Source organism: Streptomyces agglomeratus, from assembly GCF_001746415.1.
Classification (GTDB): domain Bacteria; phylum Actinomycetota; class Actinomycetes; order Streptomycetales; family Streptomycetaceae; genus Streptomyces; species Streptomyces agglomeratus.
This window is the reverse complement of record NZ_MEHJ01000001.1, coordinates 531,700-544,066: the sequence shown is the minus strand read 5'-3', so window position 1 is coordinate 544,066 and position 12,367 is coordinate 531,700. Positions and strand designations below refer to the sequence as shown.

The 12,367-nt window shown below is 69.6% G+C and carries 7 protein-coding genes; 3 read left to right on the top strand and 4 right to left on the bottom strand.

Annotated features, from left to right (window positions below):
• Positions 1-119: 119 nt before the first annotated feature.
• Positions 120-2,330, bottom strand: a complete 2,211-nt coding sequence (locus tag AS594_RS02105) for an MMPL family transporter (RefSeq protein ID WP_069934931.1) — start codon at positions 2,328-2,330, stop codon at positions 120-122.
• Positions 2,331-2,609: 279 nt separating this feature from the next.
• Between AS594_RS02105 and AS594_RS02100 the strand changes: the two genes are divergently transcribed.
• Both AS594_RS02100 and AS594_RS02095 read left to right on the top strand, forming a co-directional pair.
• Positions 2,610-3,833: a sensor histidine kinase gene (locus AS594_RS02100; protein WP_069933571.1), complete on the top strand. Its 1,224-nt coding sequence runs from the start codon at positions 2,610-2,612 to the stop codon at positions 3,831-3,833.
• Positions 3,833-4,612 carry a response regulator gene (locus tag AS594_RS02095; RefSeq protein WP_206281703.1) on the top strand — a complete coding sequence of 260 codons (780 nt, stop codon included), beginning with the start codon at positions 3,833-3,835 and terminating at the stop codon, positions 4,610-4,612. The genes AS594_RS02100 and AS594_RS02095 overlap by 1 nt, the downstream gene beginning before the upstream one ends.
• A gap of 114 nt (positions 4,613-4,726) precedes the next feature.
• Here AS594_RS02095 and AS594_RS02090 read toward each other — a convergent pair whose 3' ends face one another.
• Positions 4,727-6,262: an alpha/beta hydrolase gene (locus AS594_RS02090; RefSeq protein WP_176742757.1), complete on the bottom strand. Its 1,536-nt coding sequence runs from the start codon at positions 6,260-6,262 to the stop codon at positions 4,727-4,729.
• 853 nt (positions 6,263-7,115) lie between these two features.
• Between AS594_RS02090 and AS594_RS02085 the strand changes: the two genes are divergently transcribed.
• Positions 7,116-8,795 carry a tetratricopeptide repeat protein gene (locus AS594_RS02085; protein WP_069925377.1) on the top strand — a complete coding sequence of 560 codons (1,680 nt, stop codon included), beginning with the start codon at positions 7,116-7,118 and terminating at the stop codon, positions 8,793-8,795.
• A gap of 73 nt (positions 8,796-8,868) precedes the next feature.
• Here AS594_RS02085 and AS594_RS02080 read toward each other — a convergent pair whose 3' ends face one another.
• Both AS594_RS02080 and AS594_RS02075 read right to left on the bottom strand, forming a co-directional pair.
• On the bottom strand, positions 8,869-9,099 hold the full coding sequence (locus tag AS594_RS02080; RefSeq protein ID WP_069925376.1) for a hypothetical protein: 231 nt from the start codon (positions 9,097-9,099) through the stop codon (positions 8,869-8,871).
• A gap of 609 nt (positions 9,100-9,708) precedes the next feature.
• A complete protein-coding gene (locus AS594_RS02075; protein WP_069925375.1) occupies positions 9,709-11,934 on the bottom strand; it encodes a hypothetical protein in 2,226 nt (741 codons plus the stop codon).
• Positions 11,935-12,367 lie beyond the last annotated feature (433 nt).

The following is a 12,367-nucleotide window of genomic DNA, read 5'->3' as shown; positions in this document are numbered from 1 at the left end:
GCCGCTCCACTTGATTGGCCCCACCACCGCGCCACCGACCCGCCCACGAGGAACCCGGACGACCGGGTGCGCGCCGCTGTCACGGGCTCATGCGCCCCTGAGGCACTCCGGTCCGGGCTTCAGTACGACGTGACCCGTTCGGGTTCCGGTGCAGTTGCGGTCGCACGGCGGCGCGACTGGCCGCCAACGGTGGGCCGCGGGCGGACCGGCCACCAGAGGGCCCTGCCGAAGAGTGCGGCAAGAGCTGGGACCAGCACCAGCGAAAGGACCAGCGCGGAAAGCATGATGCCGAGCGTCATCGCGAAGGCGACCTGTTCGCTTCCTGGTGTCGTGGCCAGCGTGGCGAAGGAGCTGGCCAGTACCAGCCCTGCCATCGCGATGGCAGGTGCCGTGTGCCGTACCGCGCGGGCCACGGCGGCGCGGGCGGGGCCCGGTCGCTGCATCTCCTCCCGGATCCGGTCGGCGATCAGGATGTTGTAGTCGGTGCCCAGTGCCACGACGAACAGGAACAGCACCAGCGGGAGGGTGAAGTTGACGCCCGGCCGGCCGAGGGCGTGCTGGAAGAGCAGCGTGGCGGCGCCGAGGGTGGCTGCGAAGCCGAGCCCGACGGAGAGAATCAGCATCAGCGGTGCGAGCAGGCTGCGCAGGAGCAGCAGGAGGATCAGCGCGATCAGCGCTGCCGCGACCGGGAACACGATCGTGAGGTCGTGGTCGACGGCGGTCGAGACGTCGGCGAAGATGGCCGCCGTTCCCCCCACGTGTGCCGTCATCCCGGCGGGCGTGTGCTGGGCGACCACAGCCCGGATCGGTCCGGAGGCCAGGTCGCGCGCCTGCCGGCTCTGGGGGGCAGCGGTCGGGTAGAGGTCGATCCGGGCGGCGCGACGGTCCTCGTTCAGGACGGTCCGTGCGACCTTGCCCACGCCTTTGACCTGGGTGAGTGCACGGGAGAGGCCGTCGACTCCGACGGTGGTGAGGGTGCCGCCGTCCGTGGCGGTGACGAAGACGCTCGTCGGGTCCGACACTCCGGCCGGCAGTGCGCGGGAGATCTCGGCCGCGGTGGCCGCGGCGGGGGTCCGGTCACCGGATTCGCCCCGGCCGTAGTCCATGCGGATACCGATCAGCCCGGCGGCAAGTGCGGCAAGCAGGGCGACGGAGGCCGTCAGCATCGTCAGTGGTCGCCGCGTGACCAGCGCGCCCAAGCGGGCGGCACGCCCTTCGTTCGGCTTGCGGCGCAGGGTTCGGGATGGCCAGAACATCTTGCGCCCGGCGGCCGCGAGCAGCGCCGGCAGCAGGGTGAGGCTGCCGAGCAGCATCACCAGGACCGCGACGGCGATCGCGGGGCCCAGCGAGCGGAACTGCCCGAAGGTCGCCAGGCCCAGCGTGGCGAACGCGGCAACGATGGTCAGCGCCGCCGAGGTGATCGCGGTGCCGACCCGGCCGGAGACCTGCTCGGCCGCCTCGCGGGCGGACTGCTCGGGCCGGTTGCGCAGTTGCTCGCGGAAGCGGAACAGCAGGAACAGCAGGTAGTCGATGCCGATGCCGAGCAGGACGACGCTGATCAGCCCTGGGGTGCCCGCGTCGAGCTTGCGCCCCGTGACCATCGCGGCGCCCGCCACGGCTCCCGACGCCACGCCGCCGATGACGGCGACCGCGAGCAGCGGCAGCAGGGCCGCCAGCACGCTGCGGAACACCAGCACGTTGAGCAGGACGATGAGCCCCATGACGAGGGCACTCGCGACTGTCGCGGCGGTCTTGTGGGCGTCGGTGGTATCGACGGTGTCGGCGAGACTCCCGGCGAAACCGGTGCGCATCCCCGCCTCGGAGAACTGCGTCCGGGTGGCGTCCCGGAAGGTCCGGTAGACGCCCTGGACCCCGCTGTCCGAGGGGTTCCCGATCAGCTGGACGGAGAGCAGTTCGAAACTGCGGTCGGGCGCCGTCATCGCCGGGGCGATCCGGGGCGTCTGGGAGCGGTCCGGGACGAGGAACTGCGGGACGTCGTCTTCCCTGGGCATGATCACACGGCGTTGGGACAGTTTCGCGGCCTCGGTCTCCACACGCTCCTGGTCGGCGGCGCTGAGGGCCTTGCCGTCGGACCGGGCGACCAGGACCGTCACCGTGGTGGCGTCGGGGTTCACCCCGAACTGTTCCTGGGCGATATGCAGCGCGGCGGCCGAGTCGTAGCTGCGGGGCAGGAAGTCCCCGGTCTGGTGCTGGGTGACGCGGGCGATCAGTGTCGGGGCCAGGGCGCTCAGTACGACGCCCAGCACCGCCCATAGGGCGATGACCTTCCAGGGGTGTCTGGTGGAGTATCCGGTCAGGGCGCGGATCACGATGTCCTCCGGCGGACGGACTTGAGTGCGGACGTCTGCCGGGGGCTCCCGGCCGGTCTTCAGACCATCACTCCGGGGGCCGCCAAGCGTCGTGGCAGCGGATGATCCGGACCGGGGCCCTGGGTCCTCCGCCCGGCCCGGGACCAGGACTCTGGTCCTGGTCCCGATCTGGGCCCGCCTCCGGGACAGGGGCCGCGAACTGCTGCCGCCGGTGCTGCCATTGCGGCTTCTGTGCAACCCTGTCCCGAACGCCGGGAGGCCGGACGAGAGGGAACAGGCATGCCCAGTAGTCGACATATCGGGCCCGGCGATGCCCGGGAGGCGCTGCAGATCGGCAGCGCCGAGCCGCCGTGGACCCGTAACGACGCACTCGTGACCGGCGGGGCCTGCGCGCTGAACCTGCTCAGCTACGTGTTCTTCGACGCCCCCGACCGCCGACACGACGTGAGCGTGGGTGGATTCCTCCTCGTCGCCCTGGCCGCCATGCCATTGCTCGCCCGGCGCCGCCAACCGGTGGCAGCGCTCGCCGCCGTACTGGCACTCGATGCCACGGCTGCCTTGGCCATACCCCTGCCCAGCCACTTCGGCGCCGTCCTGGTGGTCGCCCTGTACTCGGTCGCCAGGGCCTGCCCCGGCCGGGTGACGGCTGTCGCCGCCGTCGCGACGGTGTCGCTGACGCTGCTGAGCCAGAGCAACGGCCGGATTCCACCCTGGCAGGCCGCCGTTGCATCGCCACTCAGCACCCTGATCGTCGTCGGCACCGCCATGGCGGTCAACCGCTGGCAGCGGGAGGTGGCGGCCAACCGCAGACTCCTTGCCGACCGAGCGGTGGCCGACGAACGCCGCCGAATTGCACGGGAGCTGCACGACATCGTGGCCCATCACATCACCACCATGCAGCTCATGGCCGGTGGAGCCCGGGCCAACCTCGCCGAACCGGAGGTCGCCCGGGACGCCCTGGTCACCCTGGAGGCATCTGGCCGGCTCGCGCTGAGCGAGATGCGCCAACTCCTGGACGTACTGCGGGCCGGTGACGAACCGGAGGCCGCGCCGGAGCTGCCCCAGCCCGGCATCGACGACCTCGACCGCCTGGTCGCCGAGTCCCGCCTCGCCGGACTGCCGACCGAGTTCAGCATCCGCGGGCCGCAGCGTCCGCTGCCGCCGACCGTCGGCCTCACGGTGTTCAGGATTTCCCAGGAGGCCCTCACCAACATCCGGAAGTACGCCGGGGCCGCCCGCGCGTCCGTACAACTGACGTACCACCAGGAGCGGATCACTGTCGAGGTCCGGGACGACGGCGGAGGCGCACCGCCGCAGGAGGTGGTGCCGGCGGCCGGCTCGGGCGGGTACGGCCTCATCGGCATGCGCGAACGCGTCTCCCTGCAAGGCGGCACGCTCACCTTCGGCCCGCAGGCCGGCGGGGGATTCGCCGTGGTGGCCGACCTACCGCTGACCACGGCCGAGGCGGCCCAGGCGGCCGTCCAGCACGAGAGGGCACACTGATGGCCGGAACCGGGCCGACGCCGCCGAGGATCAGGCTGCTGATCGTGGACGACCAGCCGCTGGTCCGTCGCGGCCTGTCGCTGATCCTCTCCCCAGACCCGTCCTTCGAGGTAGTGGGCGAGGCCGAGAACGGCGCGCAGGCCGTCACCCTCGCCCGCCGCCTGCGCCCCGACGTCGTGGTGATGGACATCCGGATGCCCGTACTCGACGGGGTCGGCGCGACCGGGGAGCTCGCCGCCACCGTGCCCGACTGCCGGGTCCTGGCCCTCAGCACCTTCGACATGGACGAGTACGTGGTGGGCGCCCTGCGCGCCGGAGCGTACGGGTTCCTTCCCAAGGACAGTTCCCCGGAGGAGCTGAGCGCGGCCATCCGCACCGTCCACGCCGGTGAGGCCGCAGTCGCGCCGCGCCTGCTCACCCGGCTGATCTCCACCTATGTACGGGGACCCCACGGTGCGCGGCCGGCCCCGACCGGCCTGAGTGAACTCACCCCCCGCGAGGTCGAGGTGTGGCATCTGATGGCTACCGGCCTCGACAACACCGAGATCTCCCGTGCCTTGGACATCAGTCTCTCAACGGTCAAGAACTACATCACCAGCATCTTCGACAAGCTCCGCGTCCGCGACCGCGCCCAGGCGGTCATCGCGGCCTACGAAGCGGGCCTGGTCACTGCCTCGTCGGCCGGGGCCCCGCCCGACGACGGGCACAGCGGAACAAGGTCTCGTCGCCTCAGGTCCGGACCGCCACGGCACGAGGCCGGACACCGGCCCCGCCTCTGAACACGGCCGGATGTCCTGAGCCGGGGACGGCATACGCATCGAACGACCTCGGCCGGGGATCGTTTCTGGCTGGCTGGCTGGCTGGCTGGCTGGCTGGCTGGCTGGTCCGCTCCGCTAGCCGGCCTGCTTGACGCAGGTCTGATCCTTCGTCGGCAGTTTGCCGGTAGCCAGGTACCGGTTGACCTCGTCGTCCACGCAGGTGTTGCCGTAGCGCCCGAAGAGGGCGTGTCGGTTGGCGCCTTCAAGGGTGACCAGCCTGGAGCTCGGCAGCAGCTTGTGCAGTTCGAGGCTGCCCTTGTACGTGGTGCGCGGGTCGCCGGTGGCGGCCACGATCAGCACCCGGCCGTCGCGCCGCACCTGGGTGGGCTCCTCGCGCGGCCGGTCCCAGAAGGCGCACGGGCCGATATTGCTGGTCAGCGGGCCGAACAGCGGGTGCGCGGCCCGGTTGCGCTCGATGTCCCGCCAGTAGCGCCGGGGATCGCGAGGGGCGGCCACGTCCCCGCAGATGATCGCGTGCTGCACGCCCGAGGGCTCGTCCCCGCCGTGCAGCAGGTATCGGAGCGTCGCGGCGAAGTTCGGCGAAAGCGTGGTCGGCGCCGCGCCTTGTGCCGCCATGTTCAGTACGGACAACTGCTCGCCGAGGAACGCGCGCGTCGGGTCGGTGTCGTCACCGACGCTCGAGAAGAGGAGGACCGGCACCTGGCTGTCGTCGATCCGGAAGACATCGGCGCCGGCGCCGACGGTCAGCGGGCCGCGCGCCGACGCCGCGACAACGCGGTCGACGGTGGCGAGCACCTCGGCGCGGGTGCGGCCGAGGCCGTAGGCGTCGTGGCGCTCCGCCGCCCAGGCGGCCCAGTCGGAGAGCGCCTTCTCGTTCTCGCGCTCGGAGCCTTTCAGCAGTTGGGGGCCGTACCGGTTCGGCGAGATCGCCCCGTCAAGCACCACCCGGTCGTAGCGGCCGGGGAACATCTGCGTGTAGACCGTGCCCAAGTAGGTGCCGTACGAGTAGCCCAGATAGGAAACCTTCCGCTCGCCGAGCGCGCCGCGGATGACGTCCATGTCACGGGCCGTGTTTCGCGTGCTGATGTGCGGGAGCACCGAGGAGTCGGCGGCGCGGCACTTGTCGGCCAGGCTCTTTTGGAGGACGACCTGGCGGTCGAAGCCCGCCCGGCTGGTTCCGGCCGACAACCAGGACGTGCCGACGGGCCAGCCGCAGTCCAGTGGGGTGCTGCGGCCGACGAAGCGTGGGTCGAAGCCGATGATGTCGTAGCGCGCGCCGACGTCCTTCATCGCTTTGCGGACGCCGGGCGGGGATTCGACGGAGGGGCCGCCGGGGCCGCCGTTGTTGAGCAGGATCGAGCCGATACGGTGGCGGGTGTCGGTGGCCTTGAGCCGGGATATCGACACGGTGATCGTGCGCCCCAGGGGGTCGGTGTAGTCCAGCGGCACGGTCACGTCCGCGCACCGCACACCGGCCCTGTCGAGATCGCCGCCCGTCGTGTCGGCGGGGCCCTTGACGCAGCTGCCCCAGCCGAGGTGCTGCTGGTAGTACCGGTCGAGCCCGGTAGCGGAGCCGTCCTTGGCGGGGGCTTCGGAGGCTGCGGCCATGGCGGGGGAAGCGGTGAAGCAGGTGGCGAGGGCGAGGCTCATGCAGGCGCGCCTCGCGGCGGGGCTGAGAGTGGTCACAAGTCTCCTTGAAACTGGTGGGTACGGTCGGTGGCGCACAAGCCGACTTCGGTTCGCAACCAGGGACGTCGTTGAGGGCGAGGGCGAGGGCGGTGTCGAGGCCGTCCTGCGGCGGCGGTTCAGCACATGTGCGTGGCGGTGATCGGCGCAGGCGGATCAAGAGGCCCCGCCCCGGGACACAGCGAGAGGTGAACCAACAAGAGGCGGGGGCGCACCGGGCCGGCGGCATCCGGCGCCTCGACTGCTTCGTGTGATCGCATGACGCGAGGCTATGAACCTGCCCCTGTACGGCACATCGCCCGAGGGCACGAGGACCCCGGTCCCACCCATCCAGCCACCCAGGACCTGGGACCCGGGCGGACCTCCCCCGGGAGGCAGCGCGAGCAGGCGGCGGGCATCGCAGCGCCGTTTCACGGTGCAGGGCGGGGCGGCGGCCGCCGGGGTGCTGAAGGCCGCACTGGCCGGAACACGTGGGTCGTCGACCGGCAGCCAGCCGATGTTGAGGCGGGCACAGCGGGTTTCGAACTCACTCTGACGATCAGCGGGCCGGTCAACGGCGGCGTTGACCGGGGTGCCGTCGGTGCGGTGGGATCATCGCGAGGGCCGGACATTTCCCGGTCCGAGTGGCCGCCTGTGGCCCGGCGCGTGCGTTTCCTGGCCGGGCGAGACGGGTTGTGCCCTCGGCCTGAGGTGTCCCCGGAGGGCTTGATCTCGTTGGGACAGTGCGTGTCGATCGCGGCGCGTCCACATGTCCGGCCGGGCCGTACAGCTCGTACGCGCCATTTTGCAGACCGGGCCGTTTCTTGAGGAGAGAAGGATGGACTACTACGACCTCGGCACCCACAGCCGCCCCGTGACGACGTCGTCCCCGGCCGCCCAGATGTGGTTCGACCGCGGGCTGCTCTGGTCGTACGGCTTCCACCACGAGGAGGCCGTCTCCTGTTTCGAAGCCGCCGCCGCGGCGGATCCGGACTGTGCGATGGCCTACTGGGGCATCGCCTACGCCCTCGGTCCGAACTACAACAAGCCCTGGGAGTTCTTCGACGGCGAGGAGCTGGCCCGAACCGTCGAGCGTGCCAACGCGGCCGTCGAACGCGCGCACGAGAAGGCGGCCGGCGCCACTCCGGTCGAGCAGGCCCTGATCCGGGCGTTGCGGTACCGGTATCCGCAGGCGGAGGCGGCCGAGGACTGTTCGGTGTGGAACGAGCCCTACGCCGACAGCATGCGCGCCGTGTACGCACTCGCTCCCGACGATCTCGATGTCGTCACTCTCCATGCCGACGCGCAGATGAACCTCACGCCCTGGCAGCTGTGGGACCTGCGGACCGGGATGCCGGCGGAAGGCTCCCGCACGCTGGAGGCCAAGGCGGTCCTCGAGCGGGCGATCGGCACCAGGCGGGGGAAGGCGCACCCCGGCCTTCTGCACATGTACGTCCACCTCATGGAGATGTCCCCGACCCCCGAGGCCGCCCTGCCCGTCGCGGACCGGCTCCGTGGCCTCGTACCCGACGCCGGGCATCTGCAACACATGCCCAGCCACCTGGAGGTGCTCTGCGGGGATTACCGGCGTGTGGTGTCGGACAACACCATCGCGATCGCCGCCGACGAGAAGTACTACGCGCGGGCCGGCGCGATGAACTTCTACACGCTGTATCGCTCGCACAACTACCACTTCAAGATCTACGGTGCGATGTTCCTCGGCCAGTCGGAGACCGCCCTGGAGACGGCCGCACAGCTCGAGGCCTCCATCCCGGAGGAACTGCTGAGGGTGCAAAGTCCGCCCATGGCCGACTGGCTGGAGGGTTTCCTCGCCATGCGGGTGCACGTGCTCATCCGCTTCGGCCGCTGGTCCGACATCCTGAACCTGCCGCTGCCCGCTGACCGGCAGCTGTACTGCGTGACGACGGCGATGCTTCACTACGCCCGCGGCGTCGCCTTCTCGGCGACCGGCCGGATTCCCGAGGCGCAGAGCGAACGGGAACTGTTCCGTGAGGCCGTCTCCCGCGTACCCGACTCACGCACGCTGTTCAACAACACCTGCGTCGACATCCTCGCGATCGCGTCGGAGATGCTCGACGGCGAACTGGAGTACCGCAAGGGGAACCACGACGCCGCCTTCGCCGCACTGGAACGATCGATCACACTCGACGACAACCTTCCCTACGACGAGCCGTGGGGGTGGATGCAGCCCACGCGGCACGCCTACGGCGCCCTGCTGCTCGAACAGGGACGCGTGGAAGAGGCGGAGGCCGTCTACCGGGCCGACCTGGGCCTCGACGACACGCTGCCGCGTCCTTCACAGCACCCCGGCAACGTATGGGCACTGCACGGATACCACGAGTGTCTCCTGCGCCTGGGCAAGAGCGCGGAGGCGCAGATCGTGGCCCAGCAACTGAAGCTGGCATCCGCCGTGGCGGACGTACCGATCAGCGCGTCCTGCTTCTGCCGTCTGGAAGCGGTCGCGGTCGCGGGCGCGGAGGAAGGCGGCTGCTGCTGACGGCCCGCGAACCGCGGCCGCACACCACGGACGCAGAGGGACGGCTGGCGTTGCGCAGCCCGGCCGAACCCAGTCAGTAGAGGATAAGTCGCCAGCGCTCGGCCCAAAGCAGCCACTGACCACCCGAACCGCGCACCTGGGCACGGTCTTCTTCCACCTGCCAAACCGTGCCGTAGAGCGTGGTGCTGGGGAGGTCAACCCTGACGATGTCGTAGACCTCCAGATCGCCCTCGACCGGCCGGTTCCACGCATGTGCGCATTGCTCGCAGAGGTAGCCGACTACTTCGCGTCCCTCAACGGTCATCGGGACACCCGGACGGACCGCTTCGACGAGGCACCGAGGGCACGGGTCAGCAGTGTGCGGGCCTTCTGATCGGGACATTGTCTGATCCTGCTGTACAAGAACGAAGCAGGGCAACTCTGATATCAGTCGGTGGCGTCAACGACGGCAAGAACAGACATCAACGCAGGAATTGCCGACTGAGAAGCGTCTGCTCGTTCCAAGGGGGATGACGAGCTCGCCGAGATGAGATGCTCCGGGCTGATGCGGGAAGGGGTAGATCACATGGAGCCCCGTCCAGTGCAGCTCGGAATCTGCAACGGTTCCAGGGGCGACGAGGCAGCCGCGCTGCCCCGCGCCGAGAGGAACCGGCGAAGACGGCCGGCGCCTCTGGGCCGTCCTCGACCTGTAACCGGTCCGCTTCCTCAGCACGCTATTCGGCGCGCCCTGTTCTCTCGCCACTCCCGGCCGATCGACCGTATCAGGGGAGGCTGGAGGCGATGAGTACACCAGCCTGCGTACGGACTGCCTTCCTGGATCGATTGGCCGGGAGGGCCATGGCACTCCGTGATCACCGCAAGCCTGTCACGGAGCAAGGCTTACCCGAGGGGGCGGAGCCGGCCGGGCTGTTCGCTATCCGCGCTCACCTGGCAGCGTGTCCCTGAGGCGCTGCGCCTGAGACTTGATGTCCCGCCGGACCGACGGGTTGTGCGTCCTCTCGCTGAGGATGGACACCATGTCGTCCGCGGTTTGCCGGGCCTGCTCGACGCGGCCCGCCCTTGCCTCCATTCGGGCTCGGCGCTTCATCACCCAGCCAAGGGTGATGTTGTCGACGCCGTGGTTCTCCACCGAGGCGGTCACGACCTTGTTCAGTTGATCGATGCTCTCCTGGTACGCGGCTGCCATGACGAACGGTTTCCCGGTCGCGGGCAGGTACTTGAAGTCCCGGGAGGCGTTGGCTCCCTTGACCAGGTGCGGGTACACGGCCAGCGGGTGGTCGGCGTACCGGTCGAGCATTTCGTCCAGCGCGTCCCGTCCCGAGGACAGGGTTTCGCTGTGGGAGCCGAGGAGGTGGAAGAGCATGCCCTGGTCGTCGCCCATCATCAGTTCGGCCACGTTCTCGTCCTCGTCGGTGAGGGGCGAACGGACCGTCAGGTGGTGGATCTGCGAGAGCACGCGGGAGCCGTCGGAGGCGACGTACTGCGCCCGCAGCTGGTACCGGCCGGGCTGCTGGAAGTACAGGCCGTCCTTTCCGTAGCCGATGTACGTGCTCTTGTAGATCGCCGGCCGCTCGCTGTCGAGCCGGACCTGTTCGGCGTCGTCCACACAGCGAGTCATCGGCGGCCGGTAGGTCTTGACAACGCCGGAGGGGGTGCAGATGGCGATGGTGACGAAGCCCTCCTCGGGGTTCAGGTACCCGTGCGTGCTCCGTCCGTTCAGGTCCGTGGTGGACAGTTTGAGCTCGACGACGACAGGCTGCCCGAACCGGAAGGCGCTGGGCGAGCGAAGCTCCAGGGCGAGGCCGGAGTTGTTCACCACGGGATCGCCGAACAGGTCGGCTTCGGTTTCGGAGGCGCCGACGCCGAAGCGGTTCCCGCCCATGACCACATCGCGGTAGAAGCCGTGCCTGAGGTGGACCAGCTCATTGTCGGTGAACTGGAAGGGGAAGGCCGCCCAGTAAGCGGCCTCTCCGCCCGGTGCCGGAGGCAGAGGCTTGTACCCCTGCGCGTAGTTCATCCACGACAGGTCGCCCATACCGCCGTTGGGTCCCAGCGGTTGCGGAGGACTGACTTGGTCCTTCAGCCAGGAGTGGTACAGGTTGAAGGCGTGGCCCAGTTCATGGACGTAGGTGCGCAGCTGCGCCCGCTGACTGGCCGGGTCGGTTCCCTTGATCTTGTCGTGGAACACCGCGCAGCCTTGCCGCTGGAAGGCTCCGGCCCCATCGAACATGATCCCTCGGACGCGGCTGTCCACGAAAGCAGTGGCCACCAGCGTCCACACCCGCCACAGGGGGGCGTCCTTCCAGAGGCTGAAGTGGTTGACCATCGCGTTGTGCAGCTCGGACTCGTCCCACTTCGCGTCGGGGCCGGCCTCCTGGAAGGGGACGATGTTGGGAGCGCCCGCCACCTGCATCTCGATGCCCGCCTCCGCGAACGCCTTCGGCACGGTGAGGGTGCGCGGGGGGCTCGTCACCGGCTGAGGCAGGGAGCCGGTGTCGTAGGAGATGAACGGGACGGTCCCCGCGACCGAGTCCTGCTCGAGCTGGACACTGCGGAAGTGCGGTGAGACGAACGAACAGAGGTGGGTTGCGGTAGGCGCTGTTCCCGGCCCTGCCGAAAATTCCACAGTGGCGATGCCCGGCGTGGGTGGAACTCCCGTCCCGCGGGGAATGGTCACCCGCACGTGCCGGGAGCTGGTGGGGGAGCTGAACCTCCCCTGCCCTTCGAGCTTCACGATGCCGGGTGCCTGCCTGATCGTCGGGGCCTCGACGACGAAGGACCCGGTATAGCTGGAGGTGGCTCCGCTGTTCTGGAAGAAGTCGCCGCTCACGCGCATGGTCGGCCGGAGGCCGTCCACGTCGACACGCAGTTCCAGCTGGGTTCCGGCGCTGGCGCTGCGGTAGCGGCCGCGCACCAGACGCTTCACCGGATGCGTCGTGGCCCTCAGCGCGGCGTGCGCCTCCAGCTGTGCCACTCTTGCCTGGAGCTCTACAGCCTGCTCACCGCCTTCGAGCTCCGCGGCTGCGGACTTTTCCTGTAGCTCCGCCACCTGCTGCCGCATGGTCAAGTCTTCGAGTTCGACTTCCTGTGACGACGGAGCCTGGCCGTCGAAGGCCGTTGGGTCGGTGATCATCGTCATGCGGTTTGTGCTCCTTCTGGGTCGGCTTCTCGGGCCACGGCGGACGACTTCCTCAGCCGACCACAGAGAGGCTGAACCTTCACGCCACATACGTCCGTCCAGGTGGTACGGACCCGGGGGCGAGGAACGGGGTGTTGATCGGACGTTGATCCCTGCGGGGCGGCGTGTGCGGCATGCCGATCGTGGGTCCACGCTGACCGCGCCGCCCCACGCTCCCAGGGAGACGTGATGGGCAGCAACCAGGCAAGGACTGAGTACTCGTACGTCATCGTGGGAGCGGGGCCGGCGGGCTGCGTGGTCGCCGCCCGCATCTCGGAGGACCCCACCGTGCGCGCGCCGGCTACGACGCCTGGTGCGAGGCGTCGGGGCCCGAGTGGTCGTACGACGGGATCGTGCCGCTGGAGCGTGTTCAGTTCCAGCAGCTCGACCGGAC